Source organism: Thermophagus xiamenensis, from assembly GCF_900112795.1.
Lineage (GTDB): Bacteria > Bacteroidota > Bacteroidia > Bacteroidales > Marinilabiliaceae > Thermophagus > Thermophagus xiamenensis.
The window spans coordinates 123,442-141,113 of record NZ_FONA01000006.1 but is presented as its reverse complement, the minus strand read 5'-3'; the positions used below and the strand labels follow the sequence as shown (position 1 = coordinate 141,113).

General features: G+C 44.9%; 7 protein-coding genes. 5 read left to right on the top strand and 2 right to left on the bottom strand.

Annotation, left to right across the window (positions count from 1 at the left end; genetic code table 11):
* The first annotated feature begins 115 nt into the window (after positions 1 to 115).
* Together BM130_RS05040 and BM130_RS05030 are read left to right on the top strand one after the other, a co-directional pair.
* Positions 116 to 8,365, top strand: a complete 8,250-nt coding sequence (locus BM130_RS05040) for a T9SS type A sorting domain-containing protein (RefSeq protein WP_074964291.1) — start codon at positions 116 to 118, stop codon at positions 8,363 to 8,365.
* A gap of 1,336 nt (positions 8,366 to 9,701) precedes the next feature.
* Positions 9,702 to 10,442: a DUF6261 family protein gene (locus tag BM130_RS05030; RefSeq protein WP_010528528.1), complete on the top strand. Its 741-nt coding sequence runs from the start codon at positions 9,702 to 9,704 to the stop codon at positions 10,440 to 10,442.
* 138 nt (positions 10,443 to 10,580) lie between these two features.
* Here the strand turns inward: BM130_RS05030 and BM130_RS05025 are convergent, their stop codons facing one another.
* The gene (locus BM130_RS05025; RefSeq protein ID WP_010528527.1) at positions 10,581 to 10,820 is read right to left on the bottom strand and encodes a hypothetical protein; all 240 of its coding nucleotides are present in this window, start codon (positions 10,818 to 10,820) and stop codon (positions 10,581 to 10,583) included.
* A gap of 524 nt (positions 10,821 to 11,344) precedes the next feature.
* Here BM130_RS05025 and BM130_RS05015 point away from each other — a divergent pair.
* Complete coding sequence (locus tag BM130_RS05015; protein WP_010528525.1) at positions 11,345 to 12,538, top strand: ATP-binding protein; 1,194 nt, start codon at positions 11,345 to 11,347, stop codon at positions 12,536 to 12,538.
* Between the two features lie 4 nt (positions 12,539 to 12,542).
* Here the strand turns inward: BM130_RS05015 and BM130_RS05010 are convergent, their stop codons facing one another.
* The gene (locus tag BM130_RS05010) at positions 12,543 to 14,600 is read right to left on the bottom strand and encodes an acetate--CoA ligase family protein (RefSeq protein ID WP_010528524.1); all 2,058 of its coding nucleotides are present in this window, start codon (positions 14,598 to 14,600) and stop codon (positions 12,543 to 12,545) included.
* 363 nt (positions 14,601 to 14,963) lie between these two features.
* On the opposite strand from BM130_RS05010, the gene hydE reads away from it, so the two are divergent.
* On the top strand, positions 14,964 to 16,049 hold the full coding sequence (gene hydE, locus BM130_RS05005) for a [FeFe] hydrogenase H-cluster radical SAM maturase HydE (RefSeq protein WP_010528523.1): 1,086 nt from the start codon (positions 14,964 to 14,966) through the stop codon (positions 16,047 to 16,049).
* Positions 16,050 to 16,128: 79 nt separating this feature from the next.
* Positions 16,129 to 17,643 carry a glucose-6-phosphate dehydrogenase gene (zwf, locus tag BM130_RS05000; protein ID WP_010528522.1) on the top strand — a complete coding sequence of 505 codons (1,515 nt, stop codon included), beginning with the start codon at positions 16,129 to 16,131 and terminating at the stop codon, positions 17,641 to 17,643.
* Positions 17,644 to 17,672: the final 29 nt, after the last annotated feature.

Below are 17,672 nucleotides of genomic sequence, written 5' to 3'. Positions count from 1 at the left end.
CGTCAATAACTGTTTCTCTTTCCTCAAAGCTTATTAACAATAACTTTTTTTCGACGGTATAAACATTAAGTTTGTGGTGTTTTGCAACCTTGTCACAGGCATAAAAGTTAGGTATATGAAGCAATTTTACTTCGTTTGTTTACTGTTTATTTTAGGATGGACAGCTCAGGCACAGCAAACCTGGTATGCCATCAATTCAGGTGACTGGAACAATCCGGAAAACTGGACCTTAGACCCCGCCGCTGCTGTATATGTGACCGCTGATGAGGGCTATCCCTTGAGTGGTGACAATGCCGTCATCAAGAGCGGGAAGACAATCACCATGCCCACTGACGATGATTCATTTATCGCCAATTGCAATGTCTTAACAGTGGATGGCCGTCTCGACCTAAAAAATACTTCGGGACACCTCTTTACCGAAATTCGCGGCTCCGGGCGTATCATAATGGAAAGCGATAACTTTCCTGCCGGTGATGCTTCTCATTTTATTAACGAAGGAAAAGGTACAGTAGTTTTTAAAGGTGAAAACTATAACATTTCTTCCAATACCTTTTATAATGTAGAAATTGACCTCGCAAATACCGGTTCCGTTATTACGCTGGCCGGAAATCTGACGGTTAATGGTGACTTTTCCGTCCTGAAAGGCTCTTTCTGCTTCGGAAACAATTCTACTTCCCGTTCTCTTACCGTTAAAGGGGATGTCATTGTCAGTAGCGGAGCATCCATGACGGTGTATACCACCAATGCTGCCCATTACCTTTATGTCTGGGGAAATATCATTAATAATGGAACCATCCGTCTTACAAATCTTTCCAATCCCGATTATGACAGTACGCCCACCAATGGCTATGTGATTCTGACAGTAAAAGGTGAATCCAACAATACTCTGCAGGCCAACAATACCACTTTTCTGCAGCGACTCATCATCGACAAGGGGGATGACCCCACCTGGCGGTTTACCGTCAATCCCTCGCAACGGCAATATTTCCGACTGTTTGGACAAAACAATAACGACACTGAAGATAAAGCCCTATACATAAAAAACGGTACCCTCGAATTGACCGGTGCCACTTATATTCATTCGTTAACCGAAGGAACCAATGATTTTTATGTTCCCCAATCGGGTGGTTTGTGGATCAACGGCAGTGCCGTGGAGGTCAATACTACTGCCGATGATGCCAATGCCGACGGCCTCTTCACAGCCGACGGAGTCAACACTGCCGCCAACGAAATCCAGTCCTTATCGGTGCTCGGGAAATTTCGTATCACCGACGGAACGCTCAACACCCGCACCCACGGCTTTGTGGTCTGGGACACCGGCAACGCCCTGGTGCTCATCGAAGGGGGAACCATCTATACCCCCGGATTCCGCAGCGCAGGCGATAATACCGGCAAGTGGACCTACAACCAGTCGGGCGGTAGCGTCTATATGTACGGCGACATTGGCAGCGACCTATCAGGCAGCGGCGCAGCTACCTTTAGCGTGAAAGGGGAAAACAACGTCTTTATCATGACCGGCGGTACCATGGAAATACAGGATGCCGCCACCTCTGCAAACCGCGCCATAGAAATAGAATCGGGCGAAGGAAAATACAGCGTCACCGGCGGTACCATACGAATCAACCAAACCGGTAGTGCCTCAGAAAATTTCAATATATCTTCTACCGCACCATTCTATAACCTTGAAATAACCGGGCAAAGCAATACCGCCACTGCCATCCTCAACAGCGAACTAACCATCCTTAACGACCTGACCATCGGAACTAACGGAACGCTCAATGTGTCCGACAATAATTATGCACTGAAGGTTGGGGGAGACCTTACTCTGCAACAAAATACTTCCAATATTGAATTAGGAAATAGTGTGACAACATTTTTCGGTGAAGGAGTGTCACAAATCAATAATTATTCCGGAGGTGATTTGATATTTGGAAACCTTACCGTTTCCAAATCCAGTGTGACCGATGAGGTTGTTCTGAATGCCGGAAATGCGAAAGTGAATGGCTTATTGTTCGTGGAAAAGGGAAATCTCAATTTAGATGATAATATCTTGTCTGTTTACGGTAATATTTCACTGAAAAAGGGAAATGTCCTGACTTCCGACGGAAAGTTGGTGTTGGCCGGCTCTTCTCTGCAGACCATTTATTCTGACTACGGCCATGAATATGGCTTTGGTAATGTGGAATTGAATAACACTTCCATCAGCAGGCCTCAGATAGAATTGTTAAGTAATATTACCATATCTACTCTTCATTTTGCTGCCGGTCAGTTGGTACATACCGGTGCCTATAATTTGAAAATTACCCAATCTTTAACCAAAGCCTCTGGTGTGAGTTGGGGCGCCAATGCTGCCATGTTCCGGACCAATGGCCTGAGTTCCGACGGGGGATTAACCCTGCCCGTCCGCTTTTCCGGAAATAAATCCGATGAACTGATTCAAACTTTCCCGGTGGGCGTTCTGGATAACGACAATACCCGTTACACACCGGCTATGGTTTATGCCAAAGGAAACAATCTGAATGTGGATGGCTTTATCACCATCAATCCTGTCAATGATTACCATCCTGCCTTTTCAGGAGAGGGCTCAGAATATGCATTGAATTATTATTGGTGTGCGGAAACGGATGAATTAGATGGGGAGGAAAATAATTTGCGTTATGATTTTGTCTTGGATGAAGTGATTGATGTTCCATATTTTCAAAGTATTATAATTAGATATGACCCCGAAGGTATTGTAATTACTAAAGGGGATTATGATACATTTGGAGTAAATGTACTTCAAGATGATGAAAGAACTTTAGCATTTCCCTATAGTGCTAATCTTTCAGAGGATTTTACCTATGCGGTTTATGATGCATATTATTTGTTTTTTAAAGTTATCGAGGAGCCCCGTACTTTTTACAGCCGCAAAAGCGGTAATTGGAACGAAAGAGATACCTGGTCCTTTGACGGGCATAACGGTAGAAGTGTAAGACGTAGGGATTTCCCTCCCGGCCCTGAAGACATCGTCATCATTGGCGACAACGATTCGGTATACATCACCGGTAATGGGGCTGAGGCAGCACAGATAACCATCGAAAATGGTTCGGTACTCGATATAGGCAGTACCGTCAACCATAATTTCTCTGAAATTAAAGGGTCGGGTAAGTTCCGGATTTCATCAGGAAATGTTCCGGATGCCAACTTTGGTGAATTTGTGACCAACGATACCGCCATTTTTGAGTATTATGGAGATGATAATTATACGCTTTCCAATCAGCTGGACCAATATCCCAATCTGGTGATTTCCGGTTCAGGAACTAAAACCGTGGCCAATGTTGATATTAAGGCAAAAGGTCTTTTGGTGGATGATGCCCCGTTGATTATGAGCTCAGAGCCGAATGGAGACGTAGTGGTGGAAAAGAATGTTGTTATTAATACAGGAAATATTCAGTTTGGCAACAGTGGAACCGCAAGAGCCATGACCATAAAGGGCAATTTGACCTTTACCGGTGCCGGAAGTATACTTGTTGATGAAGCAGGAACCGATGAACTCGAACATAATCTCACAATTTTCGGGGATATAATCCAGAATGACGGAGTTGTCGATTTGTATAATGATAATAACAACGTTAACACTGTAACAGTCACTTTTGCCGGCGACGGTTCTTCTCTCTTTTCCAAAACCGGGGATGAGAATACTCGTTTGGGTTATGTGGTGGTCGATAAAGCGGAGACCGACTCGGTTACTTTTGCGGGAGAATTTACTCTCAATGCCCCCAATGATGAAGTTCGAAAACCATTGACCCTTAACTCGGGAATTGTAAGTCTCGACCATCCCAACATCAACCTCGAGCTCAGCGCCGGTGGCGGATTGTTTAAAATACCTTCTACTGCAGAGCTGGTTGTTAATCAGGGACAAGTCTCTTTGGGCGGAAATGATGCCGATGAGGGAGGTCTGTGGCTCGACGGTAAGCTGACCATCAACGATGGCGGGGTGTCACGTTTCGACCAGGGTACCAACAACTTCATTGAATATACGGCTTCCGGTCGTTCCGAAATAGAGGTGAACGGCAGTGGTGAACTTCATGTGGGCTCTCAGATTCGCCGATCACCCAATACCGAAGCCGGCATCCTCTCATTTTCTGTTAACAGCAGTGAGGCAGTGGTAGAAGTGGGCATCAACGGCTGGGGTGAATCGTCCCGTGCCGTCTTTGAAATCCTTAATCCCGGAAGTTCCTTTAGCATGGCCGATGGGGCAACTCTGACCATCCACAATAGTAAAGCCCCGGGTTTGGCCGACCTCTATTTCGACCCCGAAACCATCTCTTTGGGGGATGGTAGTACCATAAATATCGTTGAAGGGTCCGAGACAGGCACTTTTGATATCTACGCCAATCAGCCGGTGGAGAACCTCAGCCTTACAGGTGCTGTGGAGGTCCGTCTGCAAACCTTGCCACTGGTGTTGAAGGGCGACCTGAACATCGGCGAATCTGCCACCTTTAATGCCAACGGGCTGGACCTGACCATCCGGGGCAATATGATTAACCAGGGCTCTTTTGTCCCCAATGAAAATACTACTTACTTTAGTGGAACCCAAAATCAGTCCATCCGGGGTAATACCACCTTTTATAACCTGGTAAAAAATGGTGGAAATCTTACACTGCAAATTGCTGAAAATACAGAAATAGTTGTCGAAAATGACCTGACGCTCTCTTCGGGTTCTGTTCATACCGGTGAAAATGAGCTTATGGTTAAAGGCGATGTGACCATCGCCGATGCCGCTTCAGTACAAAGTGGTGACTCAGGCAACGGGATGGTCTTGAATGGTTCTGCATCCCAACAGCTATCCGGTGGCGGCGCTATTGCCCGACTTATGATTGATAATCCTTCGGGTGTGGTGATACCTACCCAGTCGGCTGCGACCACCATTACCGATGTGCTGAAGCTCAATAATGGTATTCTGGATATAGGCCGTAATTTGCTGGTGTTGGGTGAGGATGCTCATTTTGCCGGCGATGATACCGATAACTTTTCGGCAACCAATATGGTGCAAACCAACCTGTCGTTTACCGATGCCGGAATTATGAAATATCTGCCTGCCGGGGCTATGGGAGAATTTACTTTCCCCTTAGGTTCATCGGGTAAGTACACGCCGGTGGTGATGAATGTTACGGCCAATGGCCGGGCCGGCGGTTACATCCGTGTGAAAGCTGCAAATGAACCTCACATTACCATCCCTGCCGAAGACCTGGATAATGTGTTGCAATACAACTGGACTTTGGATGCTGAAGGAATTGAAGGCTTCTCAGCCACAGTGGCCATGCACGGCCATCCCGATGATGTGCCCGGCACCAATGCCGAAGATTATATTACAGCGCGCATACTGGATGAACAGGCCGGCATCTGGAATAAGTTTTCAACAGATGATTTCGATGAGGAAAACACCATCCTCTATTTCCGATTTGATGGTACTAACGATGCCGGTATCGACGGTGATTATACCGCCGGAACCGACGATGCTATCCCCGATAAAGTACAGACTTTTGTGACTATTAATAACGGTTACTGGGATGAGCCATCCACCTGGAGCGTCGTAGGCGGAGGAGAAGTGCCCGACGGTGGTCCTAAAGGAGCCATCGTAAACATTAAGCATCAGGTAGAGATGCGTACTAACGGACATGAAGCCTACATAACCAACCTAACCCAAACAGGTGCTCTGGGGGTGGGCTCTACCCTTAATCATCGGTTGGGTAAGGTTAACGGTACCGGACGTATCATCCTGGAGTCAGGCTCTGTGCCCGCCGGTGATTATACTGAATTTTTGTCGGCTGAAGGTGGTACCCTCGAATTTGCCGGAACCAGTAATTACTCTGTCCTTTCCGAGATGCCACAAGTCAATAATCTGGTATTTAGTGGTGAAGGTCAACGTATCCTTCCCAATATAGACCTCAAAGTTCTTGGTGACCTGACCATCGACGGCGGTACGGTAATTAATGAAGAGAACAGGTTGTTGACACTTTATGGTGATTTGTCGCGCAACGATGGCATCTTCGATATGCGGCAGGGGGATGTTAAGCTGAAGGGTGACAAAGCACAGACAATCAATGGTGACTTTACCGGTAGCAGCGACTTTTATAACCTTACTGTAGACAATCTGTCCGGTATTACCTTAAATGGCCCGGTAGAAGTTACAAATGTACTGACTTTTGTTAATGGTATAATCAATACCGCCGACGATGCTTTACTTACAGTCCTCAATGCCGGTAATTCGGCAGTGGCGGGGGCTTCCAACTTGCGGTATGTTAACGGACCCATGCAAAAGCACATCAATGCCGGAACTACCTTCGACTTCCCCGTGGGTGACGATTACCGGTACGGAAATATCGGTGTGCGTCCTCAATCTACCGGAGTGTGGACCGTCCAATATTTTGACCATGCCGCATCTGAAGATGGTTACTCCGACGATGGTGTCACATTTGTGAGCCATAGTGAATACTGGCGCGTTGAGGCCAATAGTGCTGATAATGCCAGGGTGGTATTAAGATGGGATGGAGAAAGTGGTATCAATCCCGACGATTCTAACTTTATGGTTATTAGCTATGAAGATGAGCAATGGAATGAGGTTGATTATTCCGATAAATGGGGAGATATAAATGGTGGTAAGGTGATAACCGTATCGGTCGAACATAATACCCGCCGACTTTTTACTTTTGGATTAAAAAGTATTGAGGATTTTACCTGGATTGGCAGTAACGGTACCGACTGGTTCGACGGTGCCAACTGGGAGGGCGGCGTTGTCCCGTCGGTGGCAAATCCGGTATTGATTAAATCCGGTATGTCTGCCAATAACCCGGTAATACCTGAAGACCAAAGTGCCTGGTGCAGTAGCCTGACCATCGATGCAGGAAAAACTCTGACACTAAAACCCGGTTCCTCTCTCGATATTACTGAAGATGTCATTAATAACGGTACCATTGTCATCGAGTCGACCAACGACAATCTGGCCTCATTGATGCTGCCTGAAACCATGAACCAATCGGGGCTGGTGAATGTCAAACTAACCCTCGAAGCCAATGGCAAATGGTATTTGAGTGCACCACTGAAAGATCCCACCGCCGGAAAACCCCTGGTCGAGTGGTTCTATCCCGATAATGATGCCACCAATGACTGGGTTTACATCCTTCGTGACCCCAACGGAGATGGTAAGGATACATGGGAACGTGTAAATGAAAACGGCGTTAATGGTGATCCTTTGTTGAATGATATGGAAAATGTGGCTGCCTGGTATAAACAGGAAAAAGTGCTCGACTATTCGGGTTACGTCTATGAGTCGGAAGTTCAGAAAACTTTCAATGGTAAAGGCTATTACATGATTGGTAACCCCTATCTGACGGCTATCGACTGGGATAATGCTGAGGGATGGGAACGCGACGGAATCTCTAATACCATGTGGAGTTTTATTGATGTGAATGGCGGACGCGTGCTTCAAACCTATAATAGTGGTACCGGTGTTTATACCATTTTCCCGGAAGGATATGATGAAAGTACATTGAGTCATATTCCGCCTTATCAGTCGGTATGGGTGAAGACTGAAAAGACCAATGCCCGCTTAACGGTTAAACCGTCGGCGCGTGTAAGCAAAAGTGAGGCACCTCTGAAGAGTATTGCCCCAAATACTTCTTACAACCTTATTCGTATTGAAGCCGGTAACGGATATTTAATTGATGGTGCCGTAATCTATTTTAATGATGATTTCTCGGTAGATGCAGGGCCCGAAGATTCTGAAAAACAGTTTAACAGTTCTACAAGTACGCCCGAAATATATACCCGCATCAATGATGTTGCTTATGCTATCAACGGATTGCCTGAATTGGATGCCGATTCTCTGGATATTCCATTAAGTGTGCGCAACCGCATCGAAGGAGAGGTGACTCTTAAGTTTTATTTGGAACGATTTGCTGATGGCTATGAGCTTTATCTGATAGATGGTGAAACCGGTGTCCGGACAAATCTTCGACAACAAAATAAATATGTATATACGCCTGCAGATATGGGTGATGACCATGACCGCTTTGTATTGCGTTTTGTTAAGGTTAATGAGGTGCCCACATCTGTAGAAGAACCTGGAGAGAATACATCGGCCACCATCCGTATCGTGGGGCGTCAGACCGACGCTTTGGTAAAAATTAGCCGGGAGTTGCTGCAAACAGCACAAGCCACCATCGATGTGCTTGACCTAAATGGCAGACTCATAAAAAGTGTAAAGACCAACCTTACCGAAACAGAAATTGACCTTCCGGAAAATAGTGGCATATACTTGATTCGTGTGGAAGCTGGAGGTACGGTTAAAAGTGAAAAGATTATGAGGGTATTAAATCAATAGCAACAGATAAAATGATTTACGTTGATATAGATTGAAATAAATGGATATAAATTGTAAAAATAGATAAGGTTGATATAGGCAAATTTCTAAGGTCTAACCATCTTAAATCTATTAATCTAATATCTAATTATCTAATATCTGACAATCTATCAAAAATCCCTGTGAAGTTCGAAAGCTTTGTCCCGAAACGTCGGGACGGAGCTTTCGTGTTTAAAAAACGCTTTGTCTGCCGAAACCTTGCTGCAGCGATGCAATGGCCTTCGGGAGTTGCCGAAACCTTGCTGCAGCGATGCAATGGCCTCCAGAGTGATTTGAAACCTTGCTGCAGCGATGCAATGGCCTCCAGAGTGATTTGAAACCTCGCTGCAGCGTTGTAATGGCCTCCAGAGTGATTTGAAACCTTGCTGCAGCGTTGTAATGGCCTCCAGAGTGATTTGAAACCTCGCTGCAGCGATGCAATGGCCTCCAGAGTGATTTGAAACCTCGCTGCAGCGATGCAATGGCCTCCAGAGTGATTTGAAACCTCGCTGCAGCGATGCAATGGCCTCCAGAGTGATTTGAAACCTCGCTGCAGCGATGCAATGGCCTCCAGAGTGATTTGAAACCTCGCTGCAGCGATGCAATGGCCTCCAGAGTAATTTGAAACCTTGCTGCAGCGATGCAATAGCCTCCAGAGTGATTTGAAACCTCGCTGCAGCGATGCAATGGCCTCCAGAGTGATTTGAAACCTCGCTGCAGCGTTGCAATGGCTTCCAGAGTGATTTGAAACCTCGCTGCAGCGATGCAATGGCCTCCAGAGTGATTTGAAATCTTGCTGCAGCGATGCAATTGCTTCCAGAGTGATTTGAAACCTCGCTGCAGCGTTGCAATGGCTTCCAGAATGATTTGAAACCTTGCTGCAGCGATGCAATGGCTTCCAGAGTGATTTGAAACCTCGCTGCAGCGATGCAATGGCCTCCAGAGTAATTTGAAACCTTGCTGCAGTGATGCAATAGCCTCCAGAGTGATTTGAAACCTCGCTGCAGCGATGCAATGGCTTCCAGAGTGATTTGAAACCTTGCTGCAGCGATGCAATTGCTTCCAGAGTGATTTGAAACCTTGCTGCAGCGATGCAATGGCCTCCAGAGTGATTTGAAACCTTGCTGCAGCGATGCAATGGCCTCCAGAACGATTTGAAATCTTGCAACAGAGATGTAAGGGTTTGGTGTTTAAGTGATTGGCACGTTTGTGGTTTATTGTTAAAAAAAACAAGAAAGGACTTGAAAAAATGTTTGTTTTTCTATAAATTAACGGGTGATTCTGGAATTTTAGTCGTTAAACTTAAAATTTTGGAACCATGTTTTTAGCAGCTTTAATTCATAACTTCAGGAACAGTGAGTTTGTTCAGTTTATTAAGAACATACTGAACATTGTGAGCAGTCACGACCCCGAAGTGCTGAATGTTAAGAATGTTTATGATGAACTGTCGGCCCTGGGTACTCAAATTTCCGAGTTGTACCGACCCGAAACCGGGAGCGACATTACTCAGGAAATCCAGGAGCTGGATGAACGGCGCGACCGCGCCTTTACCGGTATTTACCAGTTTATTGACGCCTTCTCATACCATTATGACCCCGATAAAAAAGCTGCTGCTCAGCGCCTGTACGATGCTATTCTATTGTTTGGAGGCGGTATAGCTCGTCTTAACTATCAGGCCGAAACCAGTACCATCGACGGGATTCTTAACAAATTTCGGACGGAAGCCGATTTGGCTGAAGCGGTAACCAAGCTTGAGGGTTTGTCCGATTGGCTGAACGAACTGGAAGAGGCTAACAAACTCTTTGATGAAGCTTACTTGAGAAGAGTGAAGGAAGAGGCCGCCAAACCCGAAGTTAAAATGGCTGACCTGAGGAAGGAAATTATAGGTGTTTATCGTGCTTTGCTGCAGCACCTGGAGGCCAATGCCATAGTTTCGGGCAGTGAGGTTTACAACCAGGTGGCCAAAGAAATTAATGAGGTAATTGAAAAGTATAACCGCGTAGTGGAATCACGCACTTCTTCCACTTCCGGTACCGAAGAAGAGGTGGAACAACAATAAAATCACACATGACAGAACGGGGTCAACAATGAAGAAGGCCGGGTGTTCTTGCCCGGCCTCTCTGTTTATTACGTATGTTAACAAAATCTCTTAGATATTCGTGCCATTAAAAAGATATTCTTCCTATCACCGGTTCAATTATTCATATTCGGGTGTGCCCCCACCAAACGGATTCTCAGATTCGGGGAAGATAGAATTTGTTTCCTTATTGCTTTGCACCTTTTCGGTCCCCGAGGTTGAATAAAGGGAGCTACCCCAAGGTTCAATCATGCTGGCATACATCAAAATAATATCTCTGTCCAGTGTTACCTCTTCCAAAACCGGGGCTTGGTAGGTTTTTTTGTTTCTTATGGTCTTTATGTCAATCCCTTTTCTCATTCAGTTGCGTTTCTTTTTGATTGTTATTGTTTTGGGTTCAGAGGCTTTTTTGTATTCAATTTAAGGATTGTAGTTAAGGGATTAATTGCCAAAGCAATAACTTCTCTTCTTTCTTTATACTTCTATTGAAGGCGCGAAGATTGCAAAAAATGAGGAAAAACCTGCAGGGAATAGACCAATTTAAGGTTTTTTTTGATGAAGGTAGGTTATTGGAAGACGGAATTGTAATGGGTTGGTTAACATTGAGTAACGCTATGAGTTGCTCTGTTGTGGGAATTGTTGTGAGATGCTAAAACCGAATATCACTATTTGAAACAATAATTATGAGGATATTGCCACATAAAAGGCCATTGTCGCCTTCCGGTGTTAATGTTTTAATCGATTTATGCTTTTCGGTAAAAGTCGCCGGTATTAAAATTTTATTTTGTGGAATATATTGAACAAAAAATGCTTTAAAATGTGGAATGGATTCCACAAAAAAGGTATATATTTGTGGAATGTAATCCTCAAATAATATTCATCGAATGGAACGTATTTATGATAATTATAATCGTCTGTTACGTAATGTACGTACTCATTTTAAGCGTTTTATATGGAATGAAATAGATTGGAGTGACCGTCTTATTGCTTTAATGGGGGCACGAGGTGTGGGAAAAACCACGCTTATGCTTCAATATTTGAAAGAGCATTATCGCGGTAATGGAAATGCATTGTATGTAAGCCTTGATGATATCTATTTTTCGAATCATCGCCTGGTGGATTTTGCAAAGACATTTTACAATCACAATGGGAAGGTTCTTTTTCTGGATGAGGTGCATAAATACCCGACATGGGCTATTGAAATAAAAAACCTGTATGACAGTTACCCGGATATGAAGATTGTTTTTTCAGGTTCTTCAATCTTGGATATCTACAAAGGCAAGTGGGATTTGAGCCGGCGAGTGTCAGCCTACCATATTCCTGAAATGTCACTACGCGAATTCATCCAATTTGAATATGGAATATCGTTGGAAAGTGTTTCTCTGGAAGATATTTTAAAAGACCATGTCATTATATGCCGAGACATTGTTGAAAAGGTTAAACCTTTGGCGATGTTGAATGATTATTGGCATTATGGCTGTTATCCATTTTATAAGGAAAGCAAAACCAAATATTTGGAAAGGTTACGGCAGGTAGTCAATACTGTTTTGGAATCTGATATTCCCATAACTCAGGGAATTGAATATAGAAATGTCATTAAATTAAAATCATTGATTGAGATAATAAGTTCTACCGTCCCATTTGTTCCCAATATGGCCAATTTGGCTTCTTTGGTTGAATTGGACCGTAAAACATTGTATCATTATCTGGAAGTGTTACAAAGGGCAGGATTAATACTATTGTTGAAATCGGCTAAAAAAGGGTTGGCCAGAATGCAAAAACCCGAAAAAATTTTCCCGGGAAATGTCAATATTTTAACGGCCCTGGCGGGTCAAAAGCCTGAAAAAGGAGCCCTCCGGGAAACGTTTTTATTTCAGCAATTAAAACAAAAATATCGCGTGAATTATTCGGATGTTGGTGATTTTTGTGTCAATGAAAAATATCTTTTTGAAGTAGGTGGCAAGACCAAAAGGTTTGACCAGATTAAGGATATTCCTTCTTCTTATCTGATTTGTGATGATATTGAAATTGGTTACGGTAATCGCATACCTTTATGGCTGATGGGTATGTTGTATTAATTCTTTATTTCTCAATTCTCATTCTGGCATCCACTACTCTGATTTCATTGCTGTTGCCAATTAACGGATTGAGGTCCATCTCTTTTATTTCAGTGGCGAAGCGCAGCAGTGTGGAGAGGCGTACAATGATTTCCACAAACTGATCTTCGTTGATGCCTTCTTGGCCTCGGATGCCACGTATGATGGGATAGCTCTTCAGACTGCGCACCATGGAGCGGGCTTCGTTGAAGGTGAGGGGTGCCAGTCCGCTGGAATGGTCGCCCAGTGCTTCCACAAAAATGCCACCCAATCCGCACAAAATGACATGACCAAAGGTGGGTTCGTATTTGGCGCCGATGAAAAGCTCGGTGCCTGTCTGCATCTTTTGTATCAACACCGATTTTACTCCTTTTATTTTGCGCATCCGTTTATATTCGGCAATGAGGTGCTCGTCCGATTTAATGTTAAGTATAACACCGCCAACATCCGACTTGTGTACGGGCCCTACAACCTTTAGTGCCACAGGATATTCAAACTGTCGGGCCAGCGCGAGTAATTCTTTCCGGGAAGTGGCAACACCTTCCTGTACCACAGGAATACCGGCAGCTTGCAAAAGGTCGTTGATGGTGCCGGGGTCCAGAAATCCTTCCGGGGCTGCCTTTATGATGGTACGTATTTCTTCCAGGTCAATACCTTCCTTGAAAATTTCCTCATCAGCCGGCAGGGGTGTCTGATGGATGGTTGTCAAAGCTCTGCCCAGCATCACTTCATCAGGGAAATTGATATGTCCGTGAGAGAGGAAAAATTCTACTTCTTCACGTGCACTGCTAATAGAAGGAAGAATGGGGAAGACCGGTTTACGGCATTGTTTCATTTTTTCATGAATGGTCTGATAGGCATCGAAGACGCGCGAGAGGCCCGTACTGCCGAAGATGACAATCATACCGTGAATATTATCCATTTTCTGGTCGCAATATTCGATGACCTGTCCCAGCTGTTCAGCCGTTCCGGTGGCCAAAATATCGATAGGGTTGGAGGCGGAAGCTCCGGGGTTCAGAAGACTCAGCAGATGGTCGCGGTCCTTCCCTTCGATGGGCGGTATGGCCAGTCCGCCCTGCGACAAGGCATCGGTGAGCATGACGCCTGCACCCCCGGCATGGGTGATAATGGCCAGGTTTTTGCCTTCCAGCCTGGGATAATTAAAGACCGAAGCAACGGTGGTGAGCTCTTCACGTCCGAAGCACCGGACGATGCCAGCCTTGCGGAAGAGGGCCTCTACCGCCGAGTCGGCACTGGCCATAGCACCGGTATGCGATGCGGTGGCACGCTTTCCTGCCTCGGTTATACCCGACTTAATGGCGGCGATACGGCATCCTTTTCGAACCAGTGAAGAAGCGTGTTTGAGCAATTTGTCGGGATTTTGGATGTGTTCTACGTAAATTAGCTTAATGTCGGAACTTCTGCCCGGTACATAGGTATGGTCCCAGTGTTCCAATACCTCTTCTATGCCCAGTTGTGCGCTGTTTCCTACACTGATGAGCGATGCAAAAGTGAGTCCTTTGGGCAGGGCCGATTCCAGAATAAAGACGGCAGTAGAACCCGACCCTGAAACAAAGTCGCAACCCTTAGGGTCAAGACGCGGAACAGGTGACGTGAAGATGCCGCTGTAGGTGGGCGTTAAAACCCCGATGCAGTTGGGGCCTATCAGTGTGCCATCAACTTTATTGATGGCTTTAGTTAATGCCTCTTCCAGCTTTTTACCTTCGGGGCCGTCTTCGCTGAAGCCTGCTGATATAACAATAAAAGCGCGAGTGCCCTTTTGCGTCAATTCTTCTGTTACCGAAACGCATAGTTGCGCAGGGATGGCCAATATGGCCAGGTCGGGGATTTGTGGTAAATCGGCCACCGATTTATAGGATGCAATACCTTGCACAGTGTCGTGACGCGGATTAATAACGTAGAGATTTCCCTGGTATCCTCCTTCCAGAATGTTTTTTAAAAGTTTTCCTCCGGGCTTTGTAATGTCTTCAGAGGCTCCTACCACAACAATACTTTTCGGCTTCAGCAGGCTTTCATTAATCATATCTGACGTTAATTTTATGTGTATTCAAAATTACTTTTATTATAAGAATTATGCTTTGAGTTTTGTCAGGAAAAATAGGCTGCCTCTATTGATTATAGAAAAAAATGATTTTTATCCATGGTTTAAAAGGCTATGCATATCGAAGGATGGTAAAATAATTCTTATTATTTTCGAAAATTCAATTGAAATGGGATGAAACTTTAGTTTGTTAGTGAATTAGTCGTCAGTAATTAGTGGTTAGTGATTAGTCATCAGTCATTAGTCAATAGTCATTAGTGTTGATTATTAGTTACTAACGACTAACCACTAATCACTAACGACTAATGACTAACCACTAACCACTATTAAGTAAATTTTATGCTAATGAGGAAAGATATCCGCGAAATAGCAGAGACGGGAAGTTGGAGTGAGGAAATACTCTCGCAGTTGTTGTCGTTACGGGGCGAGGCTCAAAAGGAGTTGCTCCTGCTGGGAGGTGAGTATCTTCAAAAATATCGGGGCAAAGAGGTCTATTATCGTGGATTGGTTGAGTTTTCGAATATATGTACCAAAGATTGCTATTACTGTGGTATTCGAAAGAGTAATGGGAACGTTGAGCGATATGACCTGTCCGATGATGCCATTGTTGAAGCGGCAAGGTTTGCCTGCCGGAACCGGTACGGGTCGATGGTGTTGCAATCGGGAGAGCGTGATGACCCGCACTTTGTGGAACGTATTGATACTCTTTTGCAAACCATAAAGAAGGAAACCGATGGTAAGGTGGGTATCACTCTTTCATTGGGAGAACAAACGGAAGAAACCTATCGTCGCTGGTTTAAAAGTGGTGCACATCGTTATTTGTTGCGCATTGAGACATCGGATGAATCGCTTTATCGACAGCTGCATCCCGATAATGACAAACATCGGTTTCACAAGAGATTGGATTGTCTTAAAACGATTCAGAAGGTTGGCTACCAGACCGGTACAGGCGTGATGATTGGTTTACCCGGGCAAACCCTGAACCATTTGGCAAAGGATTTGCTTTTTATGAAGGACTTTGATATTGATATGGTGGGGATGGGACCCTATATTGAGCACGAAGAGACCCCGCTTTACCAAAGAAGGGGAGAGTTATGGAGTCCGGAGGAACGGTTTCTGACCTCGCTCAATATGGTAGCTTTGTTGAGGTTAATGATGCCGGATATTAACATTGCGGCGACCACCGCCATGCAGGCCATTGACCCCGTAGGAAGGGAAAAAGCCATTCAGGCCGGTGCCAATGTCATTATGCCCAACATTACCCCGTCGAACCACAGAAAGGATTATTTGTTGTATCAAAATAAACCCTGTATCGACGAGGGGGCAGACGATTGTTCCAATTGCTTGTCTGTACGTCTTGAAATGATTGGTCATAAACCGGGATTTGATCAATGGGGCGATTCACCTCATTTTTTTAGCCGACAACGTTAGTGGTGAAAGGCTTTCCTTCTCTTCCCGTATTGGAAAAAACGTTAGAAAAAATTAAGAATAAAATATAAAGAATGTTATCATGAAAAAACCGGACAACCATATATTGGTGATTTTCGGAGCGTCGGGTGATTTAACGCATCGCAAGTTGGTTCCCGCCCTGGCTGATTTGCATAAACAAGATTTATTACCGGAAAAATTTGCGGTGTTGGGTTTGGGGCGTACACCTCTTACCAACGAGCAGTTTCGTGAAAAAATGAGCACCGGTATTCAGGAGTTCTCATCGAAAAAAGGCGACGTGCCCAACGGGTTTTTAAAGAGACTCTACTACTATTCTTTCAATACCAAGGAGGGCGCAGAATATAAGGGCTTTAAGGATTACCTCCTGGCATTGGATAAGGAAATTGGTAGCGGAGGAAACTTTATCTTTTATTTGGCGACACCGCCGAGCATGTACCCTCTGATACCGCGTTTTTTGTCGGAGCAGGGCCTGAGTCGTGATGATAAAGGGTTTAGGCGTCTCATCGTTGAGAAACCTTTTGGACATGATTTGGCCAGTGCCAGGCAACTAAACCGAGAACTTTTGAACTATTTCAAAGAGGAACAAATATATCGGATCGACCATTACCTGGGAAAAGAAACGGTTCAAAATCTTTTGGTAACACGTTTTTCCAACGGCATATATGAGCCTTTGTGGAACCGGAATTATATCCATCATGTAGAAGTGACCTCTACCGAAGATATTGGAGTAGGCAATCGTGGTGGATATTACGAGGAGTCGGGCGCCTTGCGTGATATGGTGCAAAATCATCTGTTATTGCTTACCAGCCTTGTGGCAATGGAACCCCCGGCACTGATTAATGCCGAAAGTATCAGAAATGAAATTGTTAAGGTTTTACAGTCGCTGCGGCCTATTCCAAAAGAAGAGGTGCCTCGTTATGTTATTCGTGGCCAATATATAGAATCGGAGGTGAAGGGGCAGCACGTTAAAGGCTACCGCCAGGAGAAAGGTGTTGACCCCAAATCGCGGGTGGAAACCTTTGTGGCTATGAAATTTTACATCGATAACTGGCGATGGGCGGGCGTCCCATTCTATATCCGCACGGGAAAAATGTTGCCTACCCGGGTAACCGAAATAGTGATCCATTTTCAACCGACACCTCACCACTTGTTTGCCGATGACCCGGCCATTATACGGCAACAGAACCAGTTGGTTATCCGCATCCAGCCGGATGAAGGCCTTTTGTTGAAATTTGGTATGAAAGTTCCGGGCGCAGGCTTCCGGGTTCAGGATGTAAATATGGATTTTCATTATTCAGATCTTTCCGATACTTATTTGCCTTCGGCCTACGAACGTTTGTTGCTCGACTGTATGCTGGGCGATCCTACGCTTTATTCGCGCGGTGATGCTGTAGAGGCAGCATGGAATTTTATCGATCCCATTCTGCAGGCGTGGAAAGAGGAACCTTGTATTAAAGTACACGGTTATCCGGCAGGAACGTGGGGTCCGGAAGAAGCGGATGAGTTGATTGAAGGTGATATGACCTGGCGATATCCTTGCAAAAATTTGTCGGACGGTAATTATTGCGAACTTTAAGGAAAAAGAAAACATCAGTGTGTCTTGCA

Bases quoted from the DNA above. Each gene is read 5' to 3' on its own strand.
- BM130_RS05030 (WP_010528528.1), top strand. From the start codon at position 9,702: ATGTTTTTAGCAGCTTTAATTCATAACTTCAGGAACAGTGAGTTTGTT.
- BM130_RS05025 (WP_010528527.1), bottom strand. From the start codon at position 10,820: ATGAGAAAAGGGATTGACATAAAGACCATAAGAAACAAAAAAACCTAC.
- zwf (WP_010528522.1), top strand. From the start codon at position 16,129: ATGAAAAAACCGGACAACCATATATTGGTGATTTTCGGAGCGTCGGGT.
- hydE (WP_010528523.1), top strand. From the start codon at position 14,964: ATGAGGAAAGATATCCGCGAAATAGCAGAGACGGGAAGTTGGAGTGAG.
- BM130_RS05010 (WP_010528524.1), bottom strand. From the start codon at position 14,600: ATGATTAATGAAAGCCTGCTGAAGCCGAAAAGTATTGTTGTGGTAGGA.
- BM130_RS05015 (WP_010528525.1), top strand. From the start codon at position 11,345: ATGGAACGTATTTATGATAATTATAATCGTCTGTTACGTAATGTACGT.
- BM130_RS05040 (WP_074964291.1), top strand. From the start codon at position 116: ATGAAGCAATTTTACTTCGTTTGTTTACTGTTTATTTTAGGATGGACA.